Below are 26,317 nucleotides of genomic sequence, written 5' to 3'. Positions count from 1 at the left end.
CGTGCTGATACGGAACGGAGCGGCTTGCGAGCGGTGCCAGGCAAAATGGGCGGAGCTATCGCCCACCCCTCAATAAAAACGCGGGATCGGGCCGTTCTGCGAGGTGGTTCGGTCGCCGAGGTCGAGGAAGACTTCGTCGATATAGCACCAGCCCCAGCCTTCCGGCGGGTCGTAGCCTTCGATGACCGGATGGCGGGTGGCGTGGAAGTGCTTGGTGGCGTGGCGGTTGGGCGAGTCGTCGCAGCAGCCGACATGGCCGCAGGTGCGGCATAGCCGCAGATGCACCCAGCGCGAACCGCTCTTCAGGCATTCCTCGCAGCCGAGCGCGCTCGGCGTCACATCCCTGACATCGCCTGCATGTCTGCATTCATCCGCCATCATAGCCTCCTGACCGGTTCGGGTGCCTTTGTTTTATGCCTGTCGTTGCCCCAAAACCGCTGCACGCTTTGGGCGACATGCATTCTTGTTTTTATGCATGTCGTTCTCGCAAAACCGCAGCACACTTTTGCGCGACATGCACTAGCCTTGCGCCAGATATGCGTGCAGTGCCGCCACCACCTGGGCGCCCTCGCCGACGGCGGCCGCGACGCGTTTGACCGAGCCGGAACGCACATCGCCAATGGCGAACACGCCACTGCGGCTGGTCTCCTGCGAAGCATGCGATGGGCCGAAGTCCGACCCGGTGCGGACGAAGCCCCTGGCGTCCAGCGCCACGTTGCAATTGGCGAGCCAGTCGGTGTTGGGGTCGGCGCCGATGAACAGGAAGAGATGGCGGATCGGGTGTATCGTTGCCACGCCGCTTTCGCGGTTGCGCCAGCGCACTGTGGTAAGATTGCCCTCGTGGCCGTCCAGCGCCTCGACCTCGGTCCCGGTCAGCACCTCGATGTTTGACTGCGCCCTGATGCGCTCGACCAGATAACGCGACATGCTGGCATCGAGGCTTTCGCCGCGCGCCAGCAGCCAGACCTTGCCGACATGGCTGGCCAGATAGACTGCCGCCTGGCCCGCCGAATTGCCGGCACCGACCAGCGCCACCTCCTGCCCCGCGCACAGCCGCGCCTCGATCGGCGAGGCCCAATAGTGCACGGACTGCCCCTCGAACGGCGCCAGGTTGGCGATATCGAGGCGGCGATAGCGCGCGCCGCTGGCGATCACCACCGTGCGCGCCCGCACGGTCTCGCCATCGCCGACATCAAGCGTATAGCCGGTCATGCCGGCCGACCCGCTCAGCAGCCTGGCCTCGTCGGGTATGACCATTTCGACACCGAACTTCTGCGCCTGATTGTAGGCACGCGCCATCAGCGCCATGCCCGAAATGCCGGTCGGGAAGCCGAGATAGTTCTCGATGCGCGAGGAGGCGCCGGCCTGTCCGCCGAAGGCACGGCAATCGAGCACGATCGTCGACAGGCCTTCGGACGCAGCATAGACCGCCGCCGCCAGCCCCGCCGGGCCGGCGCCGACAATGGCCACGTCATATAATTTGCTGGCATCGATCGGCCGCAGCAGGCCGATGCAGCGAGCCAGCTCGTTCTCGCCGGGATTGTGCAGCAGCTTGCCGTTTGGACAGAGCACAATCGGCAAATGGTGGGGATCGACCTGGAAGCGCTCGACCAGGGTTCTGGCGCAGGGATCAGTCTCGGCATCGAGCGCGCGGTAGGGCTGGCCGCTGCGGGCCAGAAAACCCTGCAGCCGCAAGACGTCGCCACTGTCGAGAGCGCCGATGATAACCGGTCCGCTGGCGCCACTCTCGAGCAGGCCGACACGGCGCAGAATCAGCGCCCGCATGATTCGCTCGCCGAGATTGGCCTCCTGCACCATCAGGTCGCGCAGTCTCTGCGAGGGGATGACGAACGCCTCAACCGGCTCGATCGCCTCCGCATTGACCAGCGAGGGGCGGGCCGAAAGCTGCGCCAGTTCGCCGACGAAGCTGCCTGGCTCATGGGTGACGATTGTCTCGCGCCGTCCGAGCCCACTCTGGGTGATATCCACCTTTCCCGACAGGACGACGACCAGGCCCGGCGCCACGTTGCCGGCTTTGACGATGAGCTCGCCGGCGGCGTAGGAACTGGCTTGCCCGAAACGGCGCATACGCCCAATGTCGGCCTCAGCCAGCGTGGGGAACATCTGATCGCGACGGGCCGTGAAGGCTGTGGATTGGGACATGGGTTCGACCGTATCGCGGCGGCCGCTCAGTTTGAAGCGGTTTCTGATCGTCAGGAGCTGTGGCTCGAAACAGGGTCGACACCGATCGGAACGACATCTGATTAAAAATCTGTCTTTTGGTCGCGCTTGCAGATTTCGAAGAAATCGCGCTGATCGGTCGGCGAACCGGACATGAGTTGCAGGGAAATCCGAGCACACGGCGATGACAGTTGGCCCCACCGTAATCCTCCACACCAGCGCGCCGGCGCTTGCCATGAAGCTGTTGCGCGAAAGACATCCGGGGCTGGCGGTTCATCCCTGTGAGAGCTACGCCGGGCTTGCAGCATCGATAGAGGAGACAAAGGCCGAGATCGTATACTCCGTACGCTTCGACGGTACGGAGCGCTTTCCGCGATCCGCGCTGCTGCAAAGCCCGGCGGTGAAATGGGTGTCGGTCGGCGGGTCGGGGACGGACCATCTCGGCCCCTGGGCCCCCGAAAGGGTCACCGTGACGAATGCTGCCGGCGTCGCCGCCGACATGATGGCCGAATACGCGCTGGGGCGATGCTGTCCTTCTCGCTCAATCTTCGAAATTTCGCCAAGCATCAGCGCGCACGGACCTGGGTGCCCGGCATGGTCGAGCCGATCCAAAATATGACCTTGCTGCTGCTTGGCCTTGGCCATACCGGGCAGGCCCTAGAGCGGCGAGCGAAGGCGATGGGCATGACGACGCTCGGAGCCCAGGCCAACCGCCGATGTCGACGAGGTGCACGGCGTGGGGGCATTGCTGAGGTTATGGGGTCGGGCCGACTTCATCACCTGCTCCGATGCAGGCTGGCGCCTATCAGAACACGGTCTGGGTGGCGGCAGCGGCCAAGGCCGGTATCGAAGACGGCCAGGCCTTGATCGGCGGCTCCTGCATCATCGCGCCGACCGGCGAGATCGCCGCGCAGGCGATGTCGCTGGGCGACGAGATGATCGTGCACCGCGCCGACCTCGACCTCATCGCCGTCTGCCGCAAGGTGAATTTCGACTTCGCTCGATATCGCCGGCCCGACCAGTACCGGCTGATCGCAGATCCAATGACATGACGGCCTCGCCGGCAGTGCCGCCTACCGAGCCGTTCTGGCGCTTGTCAGCCCAGCAGCTTCCTCAATTCGCCCTGCAAAGCGAGCAAGCGGGGCAGCACGTCGCTGATCAACGTTTCGGACGACATGCGCGATGCCTGTACGCCGACATTGGCCGCCGCAACGACGCTGCCGCGGCTGTCGAAGATCGGCACCGCGATCGAGCGCAGGCCGATCTCAAGCTCCTCGTCCATCAGGGCATAGCCCTGGCTGCGGACGCGGGCGAGTTCCTTCATTAGTTCGCCGATCCCGGTGAGGGTTTTGGGCGTGAGCTTTTCGCGTTTGGTCGCCTCCAGCCGGCGGCGGGCCTGGTCCTCCGGCAGCGCCGCCAGCAGGACGCGCCCCATCGAGGCGCAATAGGCCGGCAGGCGGCTGCCGACATTGAGGCCGATGAGCATGACGCGCCGCTGCGCCGAACGCGCCACATAGACGATCTCGCTGGCATCTAGAATGGAAGCCGAGGAGGATTCGTGGATCGCCTCGGACAGCTGCTCGAGATAGGGCTGGATGATGCCGGGCAAGGGCGTCGAAGACAGATAGGCATAGCCGAGCTTGAGAACGCGCGGCGTCAGCCGGAAGAACTTGCCGTCGAACTCGGCATAGCCGCCATGGACAAGCGTCAAAAGGCAACGCCGCGCCGATGCTCGTTCGAGCCCGGTCAGGCGGGCGACATCGGCGATGCTGAGCTTGTGCCGCTGCTGGTCGAAGGTTTCGATCACCGACAGACCCTTGACGAAGCCGGCGATCAGATCTCCATCACGGATGCGCAGTCCCGAATCCATACACCCTCCGCCACGTGCGACATCCGAACGTACATGCGCCTATCGCCCTTGGCCAGCAGAAGGTTCGATTTAAGACTTTTTGTGCGCCATGCGGACGGATTGGGTCGAGACGCGCAAGCCAAATAACCCTCGCCTTGGCAATCAAAGCCAGGACGGCATCGCTGCAAGGCCATCGACGACCAGATCGCCCGGGGACCGCTTTGGCGAGCCCGACGGATATCGTCAGGCGGCCTTGGCCTGCAGCCGGTCCATCAGTTTGTCGAGCTCGCCCATGATCGCCACCAGCTTTTCGCGCCGCGATGCGCCTTCAGCGCCGAGCTCGGCGAATGTCGTCAGCGGCGCGCGCACGTCGCCGACGGGGTAGCCGGCCGCCGCCGCAAGGGCCTTGGAATAGCATTGATGGCCATAGGTCGGATGACCTTCGGCGATGATGTGGTCCATCCTGTTGATCAGGGCCTGGATGGCCTGGGCGTCCTCGAGACGTCCGGCGACGAGGAAATCCCAGATGCGCGACGAGGCGCGCGGAATGTAATTGCCATAGGGGTTCACATAGCCAACGGCGCCGAGGCGGTAGCTCTCGACGATGCGCTCCCCGGCAAAGACGTTCATCACGCCTTCGGTCAGTTCGACAATGTCGAAAACGCGGCCGACATTCATGCTCGCTTCCTTGATATAGCGCACATTCTCGAAGGCCTTGGTCAATTTGGCCACGAGCTTGGCCGGCATGTCGACATTGGTCGTGACCGGATTGTTGTAGAGCATGATCGGGATGGTCACCGCTTCCGAGATGGCCTTGTAGTAGTTGAAGATCTCGTCATGCGTGGGGGTGTAATAATAGGGCGGAGCGATCATCAGCCCGTCGGCGCCGAGCGCCTCGGCCTCCTTGCTGTAGCGCACGGCGTTCGGCGTATAGGCATTCATCGTGCCGACCATGACCTGCATGCGGCCGGCAACATGCTTGACCGTTGTTTCCACATAGCGTTGACGCTCGTCGTCGCTGACGGTCAGGAATTCCCCCGTCGTGCCAAGGATGATAACTCCAGGCACGCCACAGGCGATCTGCCAGTCGAGAAAACGCTTCAGCGCCACTTCGTCGATGCCTTTGCCATCCGGCGTAAAGGGCGTGACGGTGACGGTGTGACTGCCGCGGAACTGCTTGGCCATGAAGGGTCTTCCGAATTGGGAGGTTGAGCTGGGACGCTGACGGTTGGTACGAAATCGGTTGATTGGACACAGGCTGGACGCGCATGGCGGCACCTCGCCGGCGGTGCGTTAAATAGCAGGCTCCACAGCAAAAGGCGCGTTCACACAGCGAACGATTGTTACTATAGCGAATGAAATAATGTAGGCAAGCAGTTCGTGACTTCTCTTGCGGGGCCTCTCATGTCGGACGTGATCGTGATTGGCGGCGGGCTCACCGGATGCGCGACCGCCTATTACCTGGCCACCGATGGCGTGCCGGTCACCCTGGTCGAGCACTCGGACCTCAACACGCTCGCTTCGGGGTCCAACGCCGGCAGCCTGCATGCGCAGATCCCGCACGATCCCTTCATCAACAAGGGCGAGGATTGGGCGCGCATTTTCTCGCCGACGATCGGCCTGCTGGCCCGTTCGATCGAAATGTGGCGCGACCTGCCAAGGCTGCTCGGGACCGATCTCGAAGTGTCGCTGAAAGGCGGCCTTCTGGTCGCCCCCAATGCGGAGCAGATGCGGGACATCGAACGCAAGGTTGTGTTCGAACGCGAGCAGGGGCTCAAGATCGATCTCCTCGATCGCGCGGCATTGCGTAGACTTGCGCCCTACCTCGCCGACCATATCGTCGGCGGCGCCTTCTGTCCCGACGAGGGCAAGGCCAACCCGTTCCTGGTGGCGCCTGCCTTTGCCACCGCCGCCGAGCGCGCCGGCGCGACGATCCTGCGCCACACCACTGTCGAGGCCATTGCGCGTGAGCGCGACGGCTTTGCCGTTGCGACCAACAAGGGCCTTCTGAAGGCGGCGCGCATCGTCGACGCAGCCGGCGCCGAAACCGCCGACATTGCGGCGATGCTCGGCATCGATCTCGCCGACGTCCAACGTTTTCCGATCCAGGTCAGCGCGACCGAACAGGTCGGCGCACTGGTGCCGCATCTCGTCTACTTCACCGGCGAAAAGCTGACGCTGAAGCAGAACGGCGCCGGCACGATCCTCATCGGCGGCGGCTGGCCGGCGCGCTACGGGCGCCATGGCAACCCGGTCGCCGATCCGGACTCGCTCGCCCGTAATCTCGCGGTCGCCGTCTCGGTTGTGCCGGCTCTGGCTGACATCAGGATCGTTCGCACCTGGGCTGCGATCGTCAATGGCACGGATGACTGGAAGCCGATCCTCGGCGAAATACCGGGGATGCCGGGCTTCTTCGTCAATTTCTTTCCCTGGATGGGCTTCACCGCGGGACCGATCGCGGCCCGGATCGTCGCCAGCCTGGTGCAAGGCGCGACGCCGCCGGTGGATGTCGACTTGAGGCCGTTTCTGCCCAAACAATAGGTTCAATGGCGAAGGATCTTGCCGACGAACTCCCTTGTGCGCGCTTCTTTCGGGCTGCCGAAGATCTCGGCCGGCGAGCCGATCTCGACGACCTGCCCCTTGTCCATCATGACGACGCGGGTCGAGACTTCGCGCACGAAGGCCATTTCGTGCGAGACGATGAGCATGGTGATGCCTTCGCTGGCCAGCGAGCGGATGGTGTCCAGCACTTCGGTGACCAGTTCGGGATCAAGGGCTGCCGTCACTTCGTCGAGCAGCAGGATCTCGGGCTTTAGCGCGAGGGCGCGGGCGATCGCGACGCGTTGCTGCTGGCCGCCCGAGAGCTCGTCGGGATAGGCATGATGCTTCTCAGCGAGGCCGACCTTCAGGAGAAGAGCCGTGGCTTCGCGTTCGACATCGGCCCTGGGGCGCTTCTTGATCTTGATCGGCGCGATGGTGACGTTGCGCAGCACGTCCATGTTCTGGAACAGATTGTACTGCTGGAAGACAATCGCCATCCGGTCTCGCATGGCCCGCAACTGGGGTCGCGAGCGGTAGTCGATCGCCCCGCCGTCGATGCGCACCTCGCCGGCCGTTGGCGGCAAAAGCCCCATCAGCACGCGCAGGAAGGTGCTCTTGCCGGAACCGGAGGGACCGATAAGGCTGATCACCTCACCCTTGTTCACCGACAGGTTCACTTTGGACAGGACCGGGACCCGTCCATACGCGCTGGATAGATTCTCTGCTTCGAGAAGTGGCAAGGCGGTTCTCCAGATAGGCGCCGAGGCGGCTGAGCGGATAGGACATCACGAAATAGCCGGCAAGGACGGTTCCGTAGACAAGAAAGGGCGAAAAGCCGCGCCCGACGAACATCTTGCCGGTGAAGGCGAGCTCGACGACGCCCATTTGCGAGACGAGCGCGGTGTCCTTGATGAACATCACCATGAAGGCGAAGCCGGGCGGCAGGATCACCTTCCACGCCTGCGGCAGGATGACGAGAAGCAGCGTGCGCATGAAGCCGAAATTCATCGCTTCCGCGGCTTCACGCTGCATTTTCGGCACGGACTCCATGCCGGCGCGGATGATCTCGGACATGAAGGCTGTCGACACCATACAGATCGAAATCAGCGCGATGGCAAACAGCGATATACCCCGGCTGACGGCCTGGATGCCGAACATGACGATGAAGAGGATGACGAGGAAAGGGATGCGCCTGAAAATCTCGACATAGACGGTGACGAGAAGGCGCAACGGCAACAGGGCGCGCGCCCGCGTCGACCTTATGGCGGCGATGGCAAAGCCGAAGATGAAGCCGGCGACGCAGCCGATGACGGTGAGGGCCAGCGTGCGCCCCATCGCCTGAAGCACGAAGATGGCGTTATAGTAGGTGAAGAAGTCGGGCGCTTCCTGGACGATCCGGTCCCACATCAGAAGATCCTCGCCCGGACGCGGAAGGCCCAGCGCCCGACCAGCGCCAACGCGATCGAGGCGATGAAGGTCAGCGCGATATAGATCACGGCGATGACCGAAAAAGTCTCGATGGTGCGAAGGTTCTGGGTCGAGATGTTGATCGCCCGGCCGGTCAGTTCCTCGACACCGAAGATCGCCGCCATGGAGCTGCCAAGCACCAGCCAGATGAAGAAATTGCTGAGCGGTGCATAGATGGTCTTGGCGATATGGGGCAGGATGACGAACCGCACCATTTGCGGGCCGGACATGCCCAGAACCTGCGCGGTCTCGATCTCCTCGCGGCGGACGGAGAGGATACCGGCGCGCAGGATGTCGGTGAGATAGGCGCCGGAATTCAGCGTCATGCCGATGACCACCGCCGTCATCGGCGTCAAAAGGATGCCGGCATCGGGCAAGGCATAGAACAGGAAGAAGATCTGAACCAGGGCCGGTGTGTTGGTGAAGAACACGACATAGGCATTGATCAGCCAGCGTATCACACGGCCGCCATACATCTTGCCCAGCGCCCCGAAGAGGCCGATCACGGCGCCCAGCCAGAAGGACAGAAACGCCACTTCGAGCGTCAGCAGCGCCCCGCCAAGCAGATAGGGCAGCTGGGCGAAGACAACGCCGAATTGGAATGTATAGTTCAACTGCCGCGGCCTCCATATCTCTCGGGGTATTCCACGCTGCCGCGCAGGCCGCCGCGCAACGCTTCCACCCGGTTCACACTATCAGGAGAGTGAGCCGGGTGTCTGCTTTCAGAAATAGGGATTGGCAACGACCGGCTTCAGCATCGGCTGGCCATACCATTTCTGCCAGGTGTCGTTGACGTAGTTGCTGGAATGAAGGTCGTAGAGCAGGACGTTGAGGAACTGCCGCAGACCGTCATTGCCCTTCGACACGCCGATCGAGTCGTAATTGACGAAGATCGTATCATTGAGCGTGCGCCATTTCACATCGGCATAGCTCTTGGTGAAGGCCAGGAAAAAGTCGATGTTCTCGATGATGGCATCGCCGCGCCCCTGGGCAACAGCGCGAACGGTGTCGGCATTGGTCTCGACAAGCAGGACTTTGGCGTTGGGGAGCTTCTCCTTCAGGAAGTCGACCGACCAGTTGCCGCGCATGTTGACGAGCGTGTATTTGTCACTGTTGAAGTCGGTCCATTTCTCGACTGTGTTCTTGTCGGTGGTGAGCACCGCCATCGATTCCGTGTGCAGCGGCACCGTGAAATCGATCAGCTTGGCGCGTTCGGCCGAGCGGGTCAGCGCGCCCAGCGAAATGTCGATCTGGTCGGCGACGAGATAGGGAACGCGCTGCGCCGTCTCCGTCGGTACGAACTCTGCCTTCACGCCGAGCGCGGTGGCGATCTTGTTGCCGACATCGATGTCGAAACCTTCGAATTCGTTGGTCTTGCCGTAGGAGCTCATCGGCGGAAAATTCGGATTGACGCCAATGCGGATGGTTCCGGCCTGAATGATCTGGTCAAGCGTACGGGCGTCCGCAGTCTGGGCGAGCATGACGCCGCCGATCAGCGCCGCGGAAGCGATGGAGAGAAGTTTGCGCAGCATGAAATCGTCCTCTTCCGCCGGCGTGGCCGGCATATGGTTTCCCTCTGACAGGCCGCCTGGCGCTGATGCGCTTCTGTCTCCAGCCTCGATCCATATGCTGGCAAAACACGTGCTTCCGGTCAACAGAAATGTACGTTATACGAACGTTTGTGCGCAAATAGCACATTTTGACGGCCGGCATGCAGCCGCGTTCGCAGTGGCAACACCGCGCAGAAAAGTTTCTGGATTAGTGCAGGGAAGCGGATCACGGTCTCGGATGAGCCGAGATTCAGGTTAGGCCGGCCTCATCTGGATATCAGCGCAGCCTAGCGGATGTAGGTCGCGCCATTGACATCGAGCGTGGCGCCGGACAGGTGCCGCGACTTGCCTGTGGCCAGGAAGGCGACGAGATGGCCGATGTCGTCGGGCGGCACCCATTCGCCCATGGCAAGGCCGGCGAAGACCTTGTCGGTGCCGCCCTGGGTTGCCGCGAACGCTTCCGACATCTGCGTGCCAACCACGCCGGGCGCGATGATGTAGGTGAGGATGTTGTCGCGGGCATGCGCCCGGGCAATTGTCTGGGCCATGGCCTTCACTGCCGCCTTGGAGGCGGCATAGGCCATCGTCGCCGGATTGGTGACGCCGCGCTGCGCGCCCCAGCTCGAAATGGTGATCAGGATGCCGCCACCGCTGCCGAGATAGTGCTTGACCGCCCGGCGAACGAGACGGGCCGGCGCCAGCACGTTGACCTGCAAGGTCTCGGCCCAGACGGCATCCCAGGTCGCGTCGTCTTCCTCGATACCGCCATTCCAGCGCATGATGGCGGCATTGTTGACGAAGACATCGATGCGGCCGCGCCACGCCTGCGCCTCGTCCCAAAGTCTCTCAGTGGCATCGAGATCGTGAAGATCGGCCTGCACGAAGCGCTTTCGTTCCGCAGGCACCGCAGCCAGGGCGGCCTCGGCGCCGGCCAGGTCGGAGCCATAGTGGGCGATGACGAAGGCGCCGGCCTCGCCGGCTATACGGGCGATGGATGCCCCGATGCCTTTGGAGGCGCCTGTGACGAGAATGGTCTTGCCATCGAGATCGGACATGAAGGGCTCCAGCTCTAAGGACGCAATGGTCCAGATCGGGGGTCAGGCGAGGCCGGCATCGACAGGAAGCAGTTCCCCGCTGATGCCGCTGGCCAGGTCGCTTGCCAGGAAAAGTGCTGCCTTGGCGACTTCGTCTGAAGTCGCCAAGCGCGCCAGCGCATTGTCGGCGGCCAGTGCTGCCAAAGCCTCCTGCTCCGGCGGGCCGCCATTTCGTGCCCGCGTGCGGATGCGCTCGAGCAGGGCGTCCGTCGCGATCGGGCCGGGAGCGATGCCGTTGACCCTGATGCCGAACCGGCCGAGGTCGCGCGCCGCCGCCCGGATGATGCCGAGCACGGCGTGCTTGGAGGCGGTGTAGAGCATCTGCCGGGGATGGGCGAGGTAAGCGTTGATGGAGGCCATGACGATGATGGCGCCGCCGCTCGCCTTCATCGCCGGCGTCGCGTGCTTGATCGTGGCGGCGACACCGCGCACATTAACGGCCATGACGCGGTCCCATTCGGCCATGTCGAGGCTTTCCGTTTCCCGCCAGGGCGGAACGAGGCCGGCATTGGCAACGACGACATCGAGACGGCCGTGTTCGCGCATAGCCGCTTGCATGGCCGCCTCAATCGTCGCCTCGTCGCCGACATCGACGGCGGTGGCGCTGAAGCCGGCGGGCAATTGCGCGCCCGCGCTGGTTTGCGCGAGATCAAGCGCATGGCCGACCGCGCCTTCGGCGGCGAAGCGCTCGGCGATGGCGAGGCCTAGGCCACGCGATCCGCCAGTGATCAAGGCAATACGGCCGTCGAGGAGTGGAGGCATGATTTCCCGTCGCTTGGTTGTAGAACTCGCAGCCCAACGGCTTGCGGAATATCCGGGGCAGTGTAATTCTGTGTACACAAGTTCGCAATGCGAACGCAACGACTACCCCGCCCTCACTTCGCTTTTCCTTGTTCCACGGTTTATTCGATGACAGCACACCGTTCCGGCACCGCGCCCCAAGGGAAATCCATTGCGGTCATCGGCGGCGGCAGCATCGGTGTCGCCTTCGCCATCGTCTTTGCCCGCGCCGGGCATGCGGTGCGCCTCAACGAGCCCGACGCGGCAAGACGCCAATCCATCGCGCAGATCCTGCGGGCGCGGCTCGATGATCTCGGCAGCTACGGCCTGCTCGACGAGCCGACCGACGAAATACTGAGCCGGATAACCATCGTCGCCAATCTTTCCGACGCAATCGCGGACGCAGCTTATGTGCAGGAATGCGCGCCCGAACAGCTTGCCCTGAAGAAGACGCTCTTTGCCGAGCTCGACCGGCTGGCGCCGACGGGAGCCGTGCTGGCCAGCGCGTCTTCAGCGATCACGGCCTCGGCTTTCGCGGCCAATCTGCCAGGCCGCGAGCGCATGCTGGTCGTTCATCCCGGCAATCCACCCTTCCTCATTCCGGTCGCGGAGGTCGTGCCCGCTCCCTTCACCAGCGAGGCGGCCATTGCCTTTACGCAGGACCTTCTCACTGGCGCCGACCTGACGCCGGTTCTCGTGCGCAAGGAGGTCGAGGGTTTCGTGTTCAACCGTCTTCAGGGCGCCTTGCTGCGCGAGGCCTATTGCCTGGTGCGCGACGGCGTCGTTTCCGTCGAGGACGTCGATCGCATCGTGCGCGACGGGCTCGGCCTGCGCTGGTCGGTGATCGGACCGTTCGAAACAGTCGACCTCAACACGCAGGGCGGCATTGCCTCGCATGCGGAAAAGATGGGGCCGGCCTATCAGCGCATGGGGGCGGAGCGGGGGCAGGACGATCCCTGGACGCCGGAGCTGGTCGAAAGGGTCGCGGCGCAGCGCCGGGCGCTGTTGCCGCTGGAGCACTGGGCCGAGCGCGTCGCCTGGCGCGATCGCCGCCTGATGAGCCTTGTTCGCCACCGCAAGACCGAGCTTGAAGCATGACCGGCACCATCACCATCGATTTCGAAGGCACTCCCGTGGAAGCCAGAGCCGGCGAAAGCCTGGCCGCCGCGCTCACCGCCCACGGCGTAAACGTGTTTCGCACGACGCGCTGCGCGGCCGAACGCGGCCTGTTCTGCGGCATGGGCGTCTGCCAGGATTGCCTCGTCGAGGTCGACGGCAAACCCAATCAGCGCGCCTGCATGACCAAGGTCGACCGGCCGCTGACAGTCCGCCGCGAGGCCCATGCCCGTCCGCTGATGCCCGCCGGACAGGGCCGTCCGCCCGTCACCATCGGCGATGTCGAGGTGAGGACGCCCGAACTGCTCGTCATCGGCGCAGGGCCGGGCGGCCTTTCGGCGGCGATTGCCGCCAGAAAGGCAGGTGCCGAGGTTCTTGTCGTCGACGAACGCAGCCAGGCCGGCGGCCAGTATTTCAAGCAATTGAGCGTTGGCCCCGAGGGAATATCCGCGCCCGACGCGCAGCATCGCGAGGGTGCGGCGCTGATCGAAACGGCTGTTGGGCTCGGTATTGAAATCACGTCCGGCGTCACGGTGTGGGGCGCCTTCGAGCCCAACGAATATGCGGCAACCGCCGAGGGGCGCACGCTGCGCCTGCTGCCCAAGGCGGCCATCATCGCCACCGGCGCCTATGAGCGGGGATGGCCGGTGCCGGGCTGGACGCTGCCGGGCGTGATGACCACTGGTGCCGCGCAGACCTTGTGGCGAACCGCGCGCCGCCTGCCGGGCGAGACCGTGCTCGTCGCCGGCAACGGGCCGCTCAATCTTCAGCTTGCGGCCGAGCTCATTGAAGGCGGCGCCAGGGTCGTGGCCGTCGTGGAAGCGGCGGAACGGCCGAGCGTCACCAAGGTCGGCGCACTCGCCAGCATGGCGCTGGCGTCGCCGGCGCTGATCCGCGACGGCCTGCGCTATCACGCCGTCAGGCGCTCGGGCGGTGCGGCGATGATTTATGGCAGCATCGTCGCCGGAGTCGAAAAGACGGCGAGAGGTCTCAGCGTACGACTTCTGCCGGCCTCGGGCAGCGGTGAGGAGATTCGCTTTGAGGTCGACGCGCTCTGCCTCGGCTATGGCTTCGAGCCGTCGAACGAGCTGTTGCGGGCGCTGGGTTGCGGGCATGATTTCGATCCGGTCCGGCGCCAACTGGTGACACGGCGTGACGCAGACGGATTGACCGATGTGGCTGGTGTCTATGCGCTGGGCGACTGCACCGGTCTTGGCGGGGCGCGCGCAGCACTTGCCGAGGGCGTGCTGGTTGGCCTTGCCGCGGCACGCGCGCTGGGACACACGACGTCCGCCGGTCTCGATGCCGAGGCGCGTCGCGCCCGATCCCATCTGGCCAGGCACAGGCGCTTCCAGCAGGCGCTGTGGACGCTCTACGCGGCGCTCGCCTATTCGGCGGCGCTGGCGACGCCAGAAACGCTGATCTGCCGCTGCGAGGAGGTCACTTTCGGCCAGATCGAGGAGGCGCTCGGCGAGGAGATGCAGCTCATCGGCGCGGTGAAACGGCGCACGCGCGTTGGCATGGGGCGCTGCCAGGGGCGCTATTGCGCGCCGGTGCTCGATGCCTTGCTGGCCGAACGCTTCGGCCGTGCCCGCGACGAGTTCACCGGCTTTGCGCCGCGCGTGCCGGTGAAGCCGGTGGCGATCGAAGATCTGGCGCGTCTGGGCTGACCGGCAATGACCGGCGCTGCGCATCCCCTTGTCGGCGACATCGATGTTGCCGTGATCGGCGGCGGCATCGTCGGCTCATGCCTTGCAGGCTTTCTGGCCGAGGACGGTGTCGGCGTTGCCCTGATCGACAACGGACGCATCGGCGGCTCGAACGCCAATGCCGGCAGCCTGCACGTCCAGATGCAGAGCCGCTTCATGCGCCTCTACCCCCAGAACGTGCCGGGCATGGAGCGCCAGCTTCCGCTCTATCCCAAGGCGGTTGCCTTCTGGCAGGCCATGCAGGCGCGGCTCGGGGCGGATTTCGACCTGAAGATGACTGGCGGCCTGATGGTCGCGGAAAGTCGCGACCAGCTCGATTTCCTCGAGATCAAGGCGAGACGTGAGCGCGAACTGGGGCTCGATGTCGATATCCTCGATCGTACGGCGCTCGATCGCATCGCGCCCTATTTCGGGCCTGCTGTGGTCGGCGCCGAGATCTGCGCCAATGAGGGCAAGCTCAATCCGCTGCTCGCCAACGCCGCGATCCGCCGCTGGGTCATCGAAAAAGGGGTGGTGCTGATCGAGGGCGAGAGCGCCGGACCGGTCAGGCGCGAGCAGCAGCGCTTCATTGTCGAGACGGGAAATGGCTGGATAAAGGCCGGCCGGGTGGTGCTGGCGGCCGCTTCCGGCAGCAAAGCGCTGGCGGCGGAGCTCGGCGTTGCGATTCCGGCGGAACCCGAACCGCTGCATATGAACATCACCGAGGCCGTGGCGCCGCTGATCGGGCATCTCATCCAGCATGCCGACCGCATGATCACGCTCAAGCAGTTCGGCACCGGCCAGATCGTCATTGGCGGCGGCTGGCCGGCCCACCTCGCCGGCGCGCGGCGGCATCCGACCGTCGAACTTGCCAGCCTCGTCGCCAATGCCACGCTGGCCCAGCACATCGTGCCGCGGATTGCATCGCTGAGGATCATCCGCACCTGGGCCGGGATCAACACGTCCGTCGACGGCAAGGGCGTGCTTGGGCCGATCGGGCGGGTGCCGGGACTGTTCGCGGCGATACCCGGCGATGCCGGTTATACGCTCGGCCCGCTTTCGGCGCGGCTTGTCGCCGACATGATGCTCGGGCGCCAGCCGAACGAGGATGTATCACCCTTCTCGCCCGACCGTTTCGAAGCCGCCTGAGCCTTCCCTTGAGATCAACGCCGGAAAAGTATCTCGTCGAACCCTCGTCTTCGGCCTGATTTCGTTGCTCAGATACCGAGGCCGCCAGCTATATTTATCGTCTCACCGCTGATGTAGCCCGCAGAGGGTCCGGCGAGGAAGCAGACGGTTTCCGCCACTTCTTCGAGGGTCGCAATGCGACGGATTGGATGCATGTCCAAGATGGCTTCGCGGTCCGGAAGCTCACCGGCAACGTCCGAGGCCATGTCCGTGGGCATGATGCCCGGCTGTATGACGTTCACAGTGATATTGCGGGGGCCAAGGTCGCGCGCGATGCCCTTCGCGTATCCGGCGAGCGCCCACTTTGTTCCGGCATAGTCGGCGACACCCGCGAAGGGCACGTATGAGCCGAGGAGAGAGCCTATGAAAATGATCCGACCACCATCGGTCAATTTGGGTGCCGCCGCGCGCGTGTTGGCGATTGTGCCCATGACGTTGACCTGCCACTGGCGATTGTATTTGTCTCCGTCAAGCTCGGGATCGTCTACCATGTGACCCTGGATCGCGATGCCAGCATTGTTCACGAGGATGTCGAGCTTGCCGAATTCGGCGATCACCGACTCGATCAGTGGCTTGGCGGTAGAAAGGTCGGCCTGGTCACTCTGGATCGCGAGAGCCCGGACGCCCTTCGCCTTCAGCTTCGCGACCACAGCTTGCGCCTTCTCGGCCGACGCGACGTAGCTGATCGCAACGTCCGCACCCTGGTCGGCAAGTGCCTCAGCCGTAGCGGCCCCAAGGCCGCGTGAGCCGCCGGTAACGAGGGCGACCTTGCCCTTCAATATGTTCGACATGAGAATCCTTTCTATACGCCATTGGAGCGCCGCCTGATCTTGGCGAGCGGCAGTGCCTGTTAACGTAATGATCATTACGATAACGATTGGTATGAAATGTAGACACGGGCTGTCAAGTGGTTTAGTAATGGCCATTATGAAAAAGGCTGGGTTCCGCTGATGGGACGCCATCGCGAATTTGACGTGGAGAAAGCGCTCGACGCCGCGCTATGCGTTTTCTGGCGCAAAGGTTACGAGGGTGCTTCCTACGCTGACCTGACCGAGGCTGCCGGCGTAGAGAGGCCCGCCCTCTATTCTGCATTTGGCAACAAGGAAGCGCTCTTCCGCCAAGCCCTGGCTCGGTATGACGAGCGATACCTGGGCTACATTCCAGAGGCACTTCAGCTACCCACGGCGTGGGAGGTTGCCGCACACATCCTTTACAATGCGGCCGACCTCAATACGCGTTATCCCGACCGCACGGGATGTTTCGGTATCAACGGGGCCCTGGCAGGATCGGATGAAGCGGAACCAGTGCGACAGGCGTTGATAGATTTTCGCGCGGCTGCTCAGGCGCAGCTTCGTGAACGCTTCGAACGGGCGAAGGCCGAAGGCGACTTGCCGGAGACGGCCAAATCCGATGCCCTTGCGGCATTCGTGATGGCTGTCACTCACGGCATGGCAGTGCAGGCCAAAGCCGGCTTTAGCCGCGCCATGCTGGAGGCCGTTGCTGAGCAAGCGCTTTCCACGTGGCCTACAGGTAGTTCCACATCCTCCGGAACGTCCTGAAGCCTTAAATCTGCAAGGCTCGGGTGATGTTATTGGAAGCTTCCAGCGCTTCGGCCAGCACGCGGGTGCGCATGTCTTCGGGCGTGATGCGCATGCTTGGGCAGCAGACATTGAGGGCCGCGACGATCTTGCCCTGCCCGTCGCGGATCGGCACCGAGAGCGAGCGCAGCCCGACCTCCAGTTCCTGGTCGACGATCGACCAGCCCTGCAGCCGGACCTCGTCGATCAGGCTGCGCAGCTGGACCTTCGAGGTAATCGTGTTGGGCGTGAATTTGGTCAGCGTCATCTCGTCGAGATATTGATGCAGAAGGTCGGGCGGCAGCGCGGACAGCAGCACCCGGCCGGTCGACACGCAATGTGCCGGCACGCGGCTGCCGATGTTGATGCCGACGCTGACACGCTGATTGGAAGTGGCGCGCGCGACATAGATCACCGAATCATGATCGAGCACGGCGGCAAAGCAGGATTCCTGCAGCCGCTCCGAAAGCGCATTCATGATCGGCTGCGCCACGTCCCAGATGTCCATCGAGGACAAAGCGGAGAAGCCAAGCTCGAGGATCTTCGGGCGCAGGTTGAAATGCTTGCCATTGGTTTCGACATAGCCTTCCCGCACCAGGGTCAGCAGAAACCTGCGGACGGTGGCGCGGGTCATGCCCGTTGCCTGCGCGACTTCGCTCAGCGTCATCTTGGGCGTCCGCCGCGAAAAGACCTTGATCACCTCAAGGCCACGGGCCAGCGAGTTCACATGGTCGCGGTCGTTGAGGTCGGCAGGGGCGTCGGCAAAGCCGGCGGCTTCGTCCCTGGCCAGAAGATCGTCGTTCACGTCGGAGGCGCTCATCAGTTCATATCACCCAAACATAGATATTTAAGCTCGAGGAATTCTTCAATTCCGTGCCGGGACCCCTCGCGGCCGATGCCCGACGCCTTGACGCCCCCGAAGGGCGCGCCCTCATATGCCGTAATTCCGGCGTTGATACCAACAATACCGAATTCGAGCGCTTCACCCACACGCCACGCGCGCGCCAGATCGCGCGTGAAGAAGTAGGCAGCAAGCCCGAATTCCGTATCGTTTGCCAGAGCTATTACTTCCTTTTCCTCAGCAAAGTGGAAGATCGGCGCGACGGGGCCGAATGTCTCTTCACGCGAGATGCGCATTTGCGGTGTTGTGTCGGCCAGAATTGTCGGCTCGTAGAAAGTTCCACCGAGACGATGACGCTTGCCGCCGGTGACGATGCGGGCGCCCTTGGCGAGAGCATCCGCGACATGGTCCTCGACCTTGGCGACGGCGGCCTCATCGATCAGCGGACCCTGCTCGATGCCTTGCTCCATGCCGTCGCCGATCTTGAGGGCGGCGACCACCTCGGCGAAGCGTTCGACGAAGGCGTCATAGATGCCGTCCTGGACGTAGATCCGGTTGGCGCAGACGCAGGTCTGGCCGGCATTGCGGAATTTCGAGGCCAAGGCCCCCTGCACCGCCGTCTCCAGCGAGGCGTCGTCGAACACGATCAGCGGCGCGTTGCCGCCCAGCTCCAGCGAGACCTTCTTGATGGTGCCGGCCGCCTTGGCCATCAATTCGCGGCCGACTTCGGTGGAGCCGGTGAAGGTTATCTTGCGCACGATGGGGCTGGTGACGAGTTCTTCGCCGACGACCGATGCCGCGCCGGTGACGACGCTGAAGACGCCGGCCGGCAGCCCGGCGCGCTCGGCCAGCACCGCCAGTGCAAGCGCAGAGAACGGCGTGGCGCTGGCCGGCTTCAGCACCATGGTGCAGCCGGCGGCGATGGCCGGTCCGGCCTTGCGCGGGATCATCGCCATCGGGAAATTCCACGGCGTGATCGCCGCGCAGACACCGATCGGCTGGCGGATGGCCATCATGCGCTTGTCGGCGGTCGGGGCCGGAAAGACCTCTCCGGCGACGCGCTTTGCCTCCTCGGCGAACCATTCGAAAAAGGCGGCGCCATAGAGGATCTCGCCGCGCGCCTCGAGGAAGGGCTTGCCCTGTTCGGCAGTGAGGATGCGCGCCAGATCGTCGGCATTGGCAACGATCTGGTCATACCAGCGGCGCAGGACGGCGGCGCGCTCCTTGGCGGGACGGGCAGACCAGGCCGGCAGCGCGGCCTGCGCGGCGACGATCGCGGCCCTCGTCGCCTCGCGGCTTGCCTTGGGCACCGAGCCGACCGGCGCGCCGCTCGCGGGATTGGTCACAAGGATCGAGCCCTCGCCTTCCGTCTCCCATCGGCCGTTGGCGAAATAGGCCTGACGAAGAAGCGACGGGTCCTGAAGTGCATGCATGTCCATTTCCTTGCGGCTGCGAAAATGCCGGGCACGGTATCTTGCGAAATTTTGTTTGTCACTGTTTGCGAACAAATGTTCGCAAAATTCACAATGCCACTCTTGCGAACTGCCTCGCCCCGATCGCAGCGTGGGTGAAGTGCGGTGAAGAACCGTGCACTCAAATGACGACGACGCCCGATTTTTTCCAGTTTTCCGCTTGCCAAGCTTGGAAAACGAGTGTCACAATAGCGGACATGCGTGCGCATAGCGAATGAAATGACCGCGCTCCAACAAGAGGGGAATACAATGGATTCGAACAGTATCTGGCTCCGCAGAACACTGATGTCCGGCATTTCACGCCGCTCGGTCCTCCAGGGCCTGGGCACGGCGGGTCTGGCGGCAGGCTTGTCGCTGCCGCTGGCGGGCCGCGCCGCCGCCGCCGATCCGGTCACGCTGCGCTGGTGGTCGCCGCAGGCTTCTCCGGATCAGCTCAAAATGTATCAGACGCAGATCGCCACATTCGAGGCCGCTCATCCCGGTGTGAAGATCGCCTTCGAGCCGACCTCGGACGAGGGCTACCCGGCCCAGCTCGCCGCCGCCTTCGCCTCCAAGCAGCTGCCCAACATCGTCACGCACCTGCCCTCCTTCGCCGCGCAGAACTATTACGGGCAAGGGCTGCTCGAGCCGATGGACGACGTCATCAAGGCGATCGGAGAGGACAAGTATTTTCCAGGCGCCAACGACGTCTACAAAACCGCCGACGGCCATTATTGCGGCACGGCGATCGGCAACACGGCCGCCGACATGCTGTGGCTGCGCAAGGACCTGATGCAGAAGGCCGGTGTCGACGCAGCACCCACGACCTGGGACGAACTGCGCACCGCCTGCCAGAAGATGCAGGGCGGCGGCATTTACGGAGCGCCGCTGCCCTACGGTCTCAACTCGATGACCTCGCTGATCTTCATCGGCTTCATCCACCGCGCCGGCGGGCAGATCTTCTCGCCCGATCTGGCCGTGGCGATCGACAGCCAGCCGACCTATGACGCGCTCGAATTCTACAAGTCGATGCGCGAATTCTGCCCGCCGGGCGCCACCAATTACAGCTGGGGCGAGAGCCTGACCGCCTTCGTTTCGGGCGCCACGGCGACGGGCATCTATGCCGGGCGCGTGCTGGCCAATGTCACCAGCCAGAATCCTGCTATCGCCGACAGCGTCACCTGCGTGACCTATCCGACCATCTCCAAGGATGTGGCGAGCTGGACCTTCAACGACTTCCCCTCGGTGTTCATCCCCAAGGACATCGCCAACATGGCCGAGACCAAGGCCTTCGCGGCCTTCCTGTTCGAGCCGAAGGGCTACGTCCCGCAGCTTTTGGCGGCGCCCGGCCATGTGCTGCCGGTGCTCAAGACCATCGCCGAGGATCCGACCTATCTCGCCGATCCAATCATCCAGAAATACAAGGCGGAAGTAAACCTGATGGCGGGCGCGGCCGCGGCCGGCAAGAACCTCGGCTACGAGACCGACAAGCACAAGCCCAACCTCAAGGCGAACGAGATCATCGCCTCCAACGTCATCGCCGAGCTGGTGCAGCGCGTCGTCCTCAACGGCGAGGACGCCAAGGCGACTGTCGGCGATATCGCCAAGAAGCTCGAAGGCCTGATGAAGGCCTGATCCCCGACGAACCTGCCGGCGGGTGGAAGCGGCCCCGGCCGCTGCCACCCGCCTCCTCATTCCGGAACCGCCATGACGATTGCCGCAAGCCAGCACCGGACGCAAAACCCGCTCGAGCGGCGCTATGCGCTGCTCGGCGTGCTGTTGATCGCGCCGACCGTGCTTATCCTGTGCGCGGTGATCGTCTATCCGCTTATCTCGGCGATCTATCTGTCGCTGTTTTCGATCTATACGCCGACGCTGAAGGGAAGCTGGGTCGGCCTCGACAATTATGTCCAGGTTTTCGGATCGTCAGGCTTCTGGAGCGCGCTCGGCACCACCGTCACCTGGACCGTCGGCACGCTCTTCCTGCAGATCGTCTTCGGTGTGGCGATGGCTTTGCTGCTCAACCAGAACATCCTGTTCCGATCGCTGGCCCGTAGCCTGGTGCTGTTCCCCTATTTCGTCTCGACGGTCGTGGCCGTGCTGATCTGGCGCTGGCTGTTCAACGATCTCTACGGCATCCTCAGCCATCTGCTGATCCAGTTCGGCGTCGTCGACATGCCTGTCGACTGGCTAGGCAAGATGCCGAACGCCATGGCGAGCGTGATCTTCGTCGGCGCCTGGAAGTTCTTCCCCTTCGTCGTCATCGCCGTGCTGGCGCGGCTGCAGACCATCCCCGAGCAGCTCTACGAGGCTGCGACGATCGACGGCGCCGGCGTGTTCGGGCGGTTCTTCGACGTGACCCTGCCGCAGCTCAAGGACGTGCTGACGATCGTCATCCTTTTGCGCACCATCTGGGACTTCAAGGAATTCGACCTGATCTACCTCCTCACCGGAGGCGGACCGGTCAACAACACGCGGACCTTGCCACTGATCGTCTACCAGCAGGCGTTCGGCCTCAACCAGATGGGCGTGGCGGCGACCTATGCGGTGGCGATGATGCTGGTGATGCTCGCCTTCATGCTGATCTATCTCTACCGGGCGCGGAGGCAGTCACCATGATGCCAGCCAGGCGTTCGACGACGATCCTCGCCAATCTGGTGACGTGGGGCCTCGTCCTTCTCATCTCCTTCCCGCTGATCTGGATGGTCGTGACCTCGGTGCGGCCGCAGACCGAGCTTTTCCAGATCCCGCCGACGGTCATCCCGCGCGCCATCACCTTCGAACACTATATCAAGCTGCTCGAAGAGACGCCCTTTCTGCGCTACTTCATGAATTCGATGATACTGGCGACATCGACGACGATCGTCGTCATCGTCGTCGGTACGCTCGGCGCCTACAGCCTGGTGCGCTTTTCCTATCGCGGCCGCGAGACGCTGGCGGCGCTGGTGCTGTTCACCTATCTCCTGCCGTCGGTCGTGCTGATCATTCCGCTCTATCTGATGATGGTGAAGCTCGGGCTCGCCAACACGCTGACCAGCCTGGTGATCGCCTACACCACCTTTGCCCTGCCCTACGCGCTGTGGCTGCTGCGCTCCTTCATGGCCGGCGTGCCGGAGGATCTCGAATCCGCCGCCCTGGTGGATGGCGCCAGCCGCATGGGCGCGTTCGTCGACGTGATCCTGCCGCAGGCGCTTCCGGGCATCATCTCGACGGCGCTGTTCACCTTCATCCTGGCCTGGAACGAATATCTCTATGCCCTGGTGATGGTGAATTCCGACCAGGCCCGGCCGCTGACGACCGGGGTGATGAACATGCTCATCACTTCCTTCAACATCGAATGGTCGCTGCTGATGGCGGCCTCCGTGATGATGAGCATTCCGCTCATCATCATCTTCGCATTCCTGCAGAGCTACCTCACCCGCGGCTTTGGCGCCGGCGGCGTGAAGGGTTGACCGCGCCGAAGGAGATTTTCCAGTTGGTCACAGTGACGTTCGACAAGGTGCGCAAGGCGTTTGGCGCGACGGTGGCGATCCCCGGCCTCGACCTTGCGATTGCGTCCGGCGAATTCGTGTCGCTGCTCGGCCCCTCGGGCTGCGGCAAGACCACGACGCTGCGCATGCTGGCCGGGCTGGAGCAGCCGACCGCCGGCGAGATCCGCATCGGCGAGCGCACCGTAAACAATCTGGCCCCGAGCGAGCGCGACATCGCCATGGTGTTCCAGTCCTACGCGCTCTATCCACATATGAGCGTGCGCGAGAACATCGCCTATCCGCTGAAGAAGCGCGGCGTGCCGAAGGCGGACCGGCCGGCCATGGTCCAGGCCGCCGCCGACCTGCTGCAACTCGGCCCGCTGCTCGACCGCAAGCCACGGCAGCTTTCCGGCGGCCAGCAGCAGCGCGTGGCGCTCGGCCGGGCGCTGGTGCGCGAGCCGAAAGTGTTCCTGCTCGACGAGCCGCTCTCCAATCTCGACGCCAAATTGCGCGCCCATATGCGGGCGGAGCTGATCGAGCTGCACCGCCGGCTCGGCAAGACCATGGTCTATGTCACCCACGACCAACTCGAAGCCATGACCATGTCGACGCGCATCGCCGTAATGCAAGGCGGCGTGCTGCAGCAATTCGCGATGCCGGGCGAAATCTACCACAGGCCCGCCAACACATTCGTGGCCGGCTTCATAGGCACGCCGTCGATGACGCTGGCCGATGGCGAGATCGCTATGGACCAAGGACGGCCCGTGCTGAAGCTCGGCACGCTGTCGCTGGAACTGCCCTCAGACCATCTCAGCGATCGGCCCGACGGAACAAGACGCGTCACCGTCGCGGTGCGGCCGGAAGACATCATCATCGGCACGGGCAGCTTCCGGGCCAATGTCCGTCTGGTCGAGCCGACCGGGCATGAATCCATCGTGCTGGTCAATGCCGGCGATGTCGGCTTCACCGTGCGCGTGGCCGGCGACACGGTGCTGAAGGCCGGCGAGACGATCCCGCTCGATCTGCGGCGTGAGCGCATTCACGTCTTCGACCGCGAGACCGGACGCCGGCTCAACGCCGACCGGGCCGCGGCGACGGCCGACTCCGTCCGCTCTCGCGCCTAGCCTTTGGAGATAATGACCGCATGAACACTGTGTTGCGCAACAGGCCTGACCTCGAAACGCTGGACAAGCGCTATCTCTTTCATCCGTTCACCGCACTTGCCGACCATGAGCGCAACGGCCCGATGATCATCGTCCGGGGCGAAGGGGTCTGGCTCGAGGATAATAACGGCAAGCGCTATATCGACGGCATGGCCGGCCTGTGGTGCGTCAATGTCGGTTATGGCCGCAAGGAGATCGCCGACGCCATCCAGCACCAGGCGGTGACCCTGCCCTATTTCCATTCCTTCTCGTCCTGGACGACGGACACGCCGATCCTGCTTGCCGAAAGGCTGATCGAGATGGCTCCAGTGCCGATGTCGAAGGTGTTTTTCGGCCAGTCGGGCTCGGACGCCAACGACACCCAGGTCAAGCTCGTCTGGTACTACAACAACGCCCGCGGCAAATCTGCGAAGAAGAAGATCATCGCGCGCAACCGCGGCTATCACGGCGTGACGGTGGTGGCCGGCAGCCTGACGGGAATGCCTTCGCTGCATTCCGGCTTCGACCTGCCGCTTTCCTTCGTGCGGCATACGACGGCGCCCTATCGCCTGTGGGAGGCCGAGCCCGGCATGTCGGACGAGGCCTTCACCGCCAAGCTCGCCAAGGACCTCGAAGACCTGATCGTCGCCGAGGGACCGGATACCGTTGGCGCCGTGATCATGGAGCCGGTGATGGGAGCGGGCGGCGTGATCGTGCCGCCCAAGGGCTACTACAAGGCAATCCGGGCGGTGCTCGACAGGCATGACGTGCTTTTGATCGCCGACGAGGTGATCTCCGGCTTCGGCCGGCTCGGCACGATGTTCGGCTCGACGGCAGTGGAGATGCAGCCGGACCTGATCACGGTGGCCAAGGGCATCACCTCGGCCTATGTGCCGTTGTCGGGCTGCATGGTCTCGGAGAAGGTCTGGCGTGGCATCGTCGACGGCCAGGCGACGCTGGGCGCCTTCGGTCACGGCTATACCTATTCCGCGCATCCGCTGGCGGCTGCGGCCGCGCTCGCCAATCTCGACATCATCGAAAATGACGGGCTCGTCGCCCAGGCGGCAGACCGTGGTGCCTTCATGCACCGGCAGCTTCAGCAGGCCTTTGCCGGCCATCCGCTGGTCGGTGACATCAGGGGCATGGGCCTGGTCGGCGCGGTGGAATTCGTCGCAAAAAAGCAGCCGGCGACGCGGTTCGAGCCGTCGCTGAAGATCGCCGCCCGCATCGTCAAGGCAGCACTGGCGCGCGGCCTCATCACCCGCGCTTTGCCGCATGCCGACACGATCTCGTTCTCGCCGCCCTTCGTCATCTCGGAAGACGAGATCACGCAGATGGTGTCCCGCGCCCGCGAGGCGGTGGACGCGGTGATGGACGAGCTGGTGCGCGAGAAGATCTGGTCAGCCTGAGGCCGCAACCACAACATACGAGGAATGAATTTTCATGGATAGAACGAGTGTTGACTGGACCGGGCCGATGCCGGCGATCACCACCCCGTTTCACGACGATGGCCGCATCGACGAGGCGGAGTTCGCCGCCAATATCGAACGGCTGATGCAGGACGGCGCGACCGGCGTGGTCGCCGGCGGCTGCACCGGCGAGTTCTGGGCGCTCAGCCATGACGAGCGCAAGCGCCTCTATGAAGTCTCGAAAGAAGCGATAGCCGGCCGCGGCACGCTGATCGTCGGCACGGGTGCTGTGACCGTCGATGAGGCGGTGGCGCTCAGCCGCCATGCCGAGAAGGTCGGCTGCGACGGCGCGCTCATCCTGCCGCCCTATTTCGTCAAGCTTTCGGACGACGAGATCTTCGCCCACTATGCCGATGTGACCGCAGCCATCGGCCTGCCGGTCGTGCTCTACAACATTCCGGGGAATGCGGTGAATGCGCTGACGCCGGCGCTGGTCTCGCGGCTTGCCGAACTCGATCGTGTCGTGGCGGTCAAGGAAAGCTCGGGCGACTGGAACAATTATTACGGCACCAGCCTTGCCGTGCGCGATCGTCTCAGGGTGTTTTGCGGCCCGTCCTCGGTGTTCGGCGTTCCGGCGGTGGATCTCGGCGCCGACGGCACCATCGACTGTTTCCCAAATGTCTGGTCGCCGGGCGGGCTCGATCTCTATTTCGCGCCGAAGCGCGGGGAGCGCGCCGAAGCCGAACGCGTGCAGGCGCTCGGGCGCCGGCTCACCGATCTCTTCACCAGCGGCGGACGCACGCTCTACCCCGCGACGAAGGCGGCGATGGACATGCTGGGACTGCCCGGCGGCGGCAAGCCGCGGGCGCCGCTCAGGGCGCTCGCGGGCGAGCCGCTGAAAGGCCTCGAGCGGGGCTTGAAAGATCTCGGCCTGCTGTGAGGCGGTCATAACCAACGGCGATTTATCCGATGA

At 63.9% G+C, this 26,317-nt stretch carries 27 protein-coding genes; 13 read left to right on the top strand and 14 right to left on the bottom strand.

Going from position 1 to position 26,317, the window contains the following annotated elements:
• Nucleotides 1-69 precede the first annotated feature (69 nt).
• The 3 genes from OHD62_RS01640 to OHD62_RS01630 form a co-directional block, all read right to left on the bottom strand.
• Nucleotides 70-381: a UBP-type zinc finger domain-containing protein gene (locus tag OHD62_RS01640; protein WP_263780489.1), complete on the bottom strand. Its 312-nt coding sequence runs from the start codon at nt 379-381 to the stop codon at nt 70-72.
• Nucleotides 382-519: 138 nt separating this feature from the next.
• Nucleotides 520-2,163 (bottom strand): FAD-dependent oxidoreductase, encoded by a 1,644-nt coding sequence (locus OHD62_RS01635; protein WP_263780488.1) that lies wholly within the window; start codon nt 2,161-2,163, stop codon nt 520-522.
• A gap of 306 nt (nt 2,164-2,469) precedes the next feature.
• Nucleotides 2,470-2,826: a hypothetical protein gene (locus OHD62_RS01630; protein ID WP_263782340.1), complete on the bottom strand. Its 357-nt coding sequence runs from the start codon at nt 2,824-2,826 to the stop codon at nt 2,470-2,472.
• Here OHD62_RS01630 and OHD62_RS01625 point away from each other — a divergent pair.
• Complete coding sequence (locus tag OHD62_RS01625; RefSeq protein WP_263780487.1) at nt 2,707-3,048, top strand: NAD(P)-dependent oxidoreductase; 342 nt, start codon at nt 2,707-2,709, stop codon at nt 3,046-3,048. The genes OHD62_RS01630 and OHD62_RS01625 overlap by 120 nt on opposite strands.
• Nucleotides 2,970-3,233, top strand: a complete 264-nt coding sequence (locus OHD62_RS01620; RefSeq protein WP_263780484.1) for a nitrilase-related carbon-nitrogen hydrolase — start codon at nt 2,970-2,972, stop codon at nt 3,231-3,233. Before OHD62_RS01625 ends, OHD62_RS01620 begins: the two co-directional genes overlap by 79 nt.
• Before the next feature lie 44 nt (nt 3,234-3,277).
• Here OHD62_RS01620 and OHD62_RS01615 read toward each other — a convergent pair whose 3' ends face one another.
• A complete protein-coding gene (locus OHD62_RS01615) occupies nt 3,278-4,033 on the bottom strand; it encodes an IclR family transcriptional regulator C-terminal domain-containing protein (protein ID WP_263782256.1) in 756 nt (251 codons plus the stop codon).
• 240 nt (nt 4,034-4,273) lie between these two features.
• Nucleotides 4,274-5,215: a dihydrodipicolinate synthase family protein gene (locus OHD62_RS01610; protein ID WP_263780483.1), complete on the bottom strand. Its 942-nt coding sequence runs from the start codon at nt 5,213-5,215 to the stop codon at nt 4,274-4,276.
• Between the two features lie 219 nt (nt 5,216-5,434).
• Between OHD62_RS01610 and OHD62_RS01605 the strand changes: the two genes are divergently transcribed.
• On the top strand, nt 5,435-6,571 hold the full coding sequence (locus tag OHD62_RS01605) for an NAD(P)/FAD-dependent oxidoreductase (RefSeq protein ID WP_263780482.1): 1,137 nt from the start codon (nt 5,435-5,437) through the stop codon (nt 6,569-6,571).
• 2 nt (nt 6,572-6,573) lie between these two features.
• On the opposite strand, the gene OHD62_RS01600 is transcribed toward OHD62_RS01605, so the two are convergent.
• The 6 genes from OHD62_RS01600 to OHD62_RS01575 all read right to left on the bottom strand — a co-directional run bounded on the left by OHD62_RS01600 (nt 6,574) and on the right by OHD62_RS01575 (nt 11,444).
• Nucleotides 6,574-7,311, bottom strand: a complete 738-nt coding sequence (locus OHD62_RS01600; RefSeq protein WP_318528589.1) for an amino acid ABC transporter ATP-binding protein — start codon at nt 7,309-7,311, stop codon at nt 6,574-6,576.
• Nucleotides 7,223-7,978 (bottom strand): amino acid ABC transporter permease, encoded by a 756-nt coding sequence (locus OHD62_RS01595; protein WP_263780481.1) that lies wholly within the window; start codon nt 7,976-7,978, stop codon nt 7,223-7,225. The genes OHD62_RS01600 and OHD62_RS01595 overlap by 89 nt, the downstream gene beginning before the upstream one ends.
• Nucleotides 7,978-8,652 (bottom strand): amino acid ABC transporter permease, encoded by a 675-nt coding sequence (locus tag OHD62_RS01590; RefSeq protein ID WP_263780480.1) that lies wholly within the window; start codon nt 8,650-8,652, stop codon nt 7,978-7,980. Before OHD62_RS01590 ends, OHD62_RS01595 begins: the two co-directional genes overlap by 1 nt.
• Before the next feature lie 108 nt (nt 8,653-8,760).
• Nucleotides 8,761-9,603, bottom strand: a complete 843-nt coding sequence (locus OHD62_RS01585; protein ID WP_263780479.1) for a transporter substrate-binding domain-containing protein — start codon at nt 9,601-9,603, stop codon at nt 8,761-8,763.
• A 272-nt stretch (nt 9,604-9,875) separates the two neighbouring features.
• Nucleotides 9,876-10,643 carry an SDR family NAD(P)-dependent oxidoreductase gene (locus OHD62_RS01580; RefSeq protein ID WP_263780478.1) on the bottom strand — a complete coding sequence of 256 codons (768 nt, stop codon included), beginning with the start codon at nt 10,641-10,643 and terminating at the stop codon, nt 9,876-9,878.
• Between the two features lie 42 nt (nt 10,644-10,685).
• Entirely contained in the window at nt 10,686-11,444 is a 759-nt protein-coding gene (locus OHD62_RS01575) for an SDR family NAD(P)-dependent oxidoreductase (RefSeq protein WP_263780477.1), read from the bottom strand.
• A 147-nt stretch (nt 11,445-11,591) separates the two neighbouring features.
• Here OHD62_RS01575 and OHD62_RS01570 point away from each other — a divergent pair, with 147 nt between their 5' ends.
• Genes OHD62_RS01570 through OHD62_RS01560 form a run of 3 tightly spaced genes read left to right on the top strand, consistent with a single transcriptional unit; the run spans nt 11,592 to nt 15,415 of the window.
• Complete coding sequence (locus tag OHD62_RS01570; protein ID WP_263780476.1) at nt 11,592-12,560, top strand: 3-hydroxyacyl-CoA dehydrogenase; 969 nt, start codon at nt 11,592-11,594, stop codon at nt 12,558-12,560.
• Nucleotides 12,557-14,248, top strand: a complete 1,692-nt coding sequence (locus tag OHD62_RS01565) for a 2Fe-2S iron-sulfur cluster-binding protein (RefSeq protein ID WP_263780475.1) — start codon at nt 12,557-12,559, stop codon at nt 14,246-14,248. The genes OHD62_RS01570 and OHD62_RS01565 overlap by 4 nt, the downstream gene beginning before the upstream one ends.
• A gap of 6 nt (nt 14,249-14,254) precedes the next feature.
• On the top strand, nt 14,255-15,415 hold the full coding sequence (locus OHD62_RS01560) for an NAD(P)/FAD-dependent oxidoreductase (RefSeq protein ID WP_263780474.1): 1,161 nt from the start codon (nt 14,255-14,257) through the stop codon (nt 15,413-15,415).
• Nucleotides 15,416-15,483: 68 nt separating this feature from the next.
• Here OHD62_RS01560 and OHD62_RS01555 read toward each other — a convergent pair whose 3' ends face one another.
• On the bottom strand, nt 15,484-16,245 hold the full coding sequence (locus OHD62_RS01555) for an SDR family NAD(P)-dependent oxidoreductase (protein ID WP_263780472.1): 762 nt from the start codon (nt 16,243-16,245) through the stop codon (nt 15,484-15,486).
• A gap of 159 nt (nt 16,246-16,404) precedes the next feature.
• Here OHD62_RS01555 and OHD62_RS01550 point away from each other — a divergent pair, with 159 nt between their 5' ends.
• Nucleotides 16,405-17,013 (top strand): TetR/AcrR family transcriptional regulator, encoded by a 609-nt coding sequence (locus tag OHD62_RS01550; protein WP_263780471.1) that lies wholly within the window; start codon nt 16,405-16,407, stop codon nt 17,011-17,013.
• Between the two features lie 4 nt (nt 17,014-17,017).
• Here OHD62_RS01550 and OHD62_RS01545 read toward each other — a convergent pair whose 3' ends face one another.
• Together OHD62_RS01545 and OHD62_RS01540 are read right to left on the bottom strand one after the other, a co-directional pair.
• Nucleotides 17,018-17,851 carry an IclR family transcriptional regulator C-terminal domain-containing protein gene (locus OHD62_RS01545; protein ID WP_263780470.1) on the bottom strand — a complete coding sequence of 278 codons (834 nt, stop codon included), beginning with the start codon at nt 17,849-17,851 and terminating at the stop codon, nt 17,018-17,020.
• Complete coding sequence (locus OHD62_RS01540; RefSeq protein ID WP_263780469.1) at nt 17,851-19,305, bottom strand: NAD-dependent succinate-semialdehyde dehydrogenase; 1,455 nt, start codon at nt 19,303-19,305, stop codon at nt 17,851-17,853. The genes OHD62_RS01545 and OHD62_RS01540 overlap by 1 nt, the downstream gene beginning before the upstream one ends.
• A 288-nt stretch (nt 19,306-19,593) precedes the next feature.
• On the opposite strand from OHD62_RS01540, the gene OHD62_RS01535 reads away from it, so the two are divergent.
• The 6 genes from OHD62_RS01535 to OHD62_RS01510 all read left to right on the top strand — a co-directional run bounded on the left by OHD62_RS01535 (nt 19,594) and on the right by OHD62_RS01510 (nt 26,284).
• Nucleotides 19,594-20,958, top strand: a complete 1,365-nt coding sequence (locus tag OHD62_RS01535) for an ABC transporter substrate-binding protein (protein ID WP_263780468.1) — start codon at nt 19,594-19,596, stop codon at nt 20,956-20,958.
• A gap of 72 nt (nt 20,959-21,030) precedes the next feature.
• Nucleotides 21,031-21,942 (top strand): carbohydrate ABC transporter permease, encoded by a 912-nt coding sequence (locus OHD62_RS01530; RefSeq protein WP_263780467.1) that lies wholly within the window; start codon nt 21,031-21,033, stop codon nt 21,940-21,942.
• The gene (locus tag OHD62_RS01525; RefSeq protein WP_263780466.1) at nt 21,939-22,775 is read left to right on the top strand and encodes a carbohydrate ABC transporter permease; all 837 of its coding nucleotides are present in this window, start codon (nt 21,939-21,941) and stop codon (nt 22,773-22,775) included. The genes OHD62_RS01530 and OHD62_RS01525 overlap by 4 nt, the downstream gene beginning before the upstream one ends.
• 32 nt (nt 22,776-22,807) lie before the next feature.
• Nucleotides 22,808-23,917, top strand: a complete 1,110-nt coding sequence (locus OHD62_RS01520; protein ID WP_318528591.1) for a sn-glycerol-3-phosphate ABC transporter ATP-binding protein UgpC — start codon at nt 22,808-22,810, stop codon at nt 23,915-23,917.
• Between the two features lie 20 nt (nt 23,918-23,937).
• Nucleotides 23,938-25,344, top strand: a complete 1,407-nt coding sequence (locus tag OHD62_RS01515) for an aminotransferase (RefSeq protein ID WP_263780464.1) — start codon at nt 23,938-23,940, stop codon at nt 25,342-25,344.
• A gap of 34 nt (nt 25,345-25,378) precedes the next feature.
• Nucleotides 25,379-26,284, top strand: coding sequence for a dihydrodipicolinate synthase family protein (locus OHD62_RS01510; protein ID WP_263780463.1), 906 nt, complete (start codon nt 25,379-25,381; stop codon nt 26,282-26,284).
• The last annotated feature ends 33 nt before the right edge of the window (nt 26,285-26,317 follow it).

Origin of the sequence: Mesorhizobium sp. YC-39 (assembly GCF_025753795.1) — a bacterium.
Lineage (GTDB): Bacteria > Pseudomonadota > Alphaproteobacteria > Rhizobiales > Rhizobiaceae > Mesorhizobium.
This window is presented reverse-complemented; position numbering and strand designations above follow the sequence as displayed.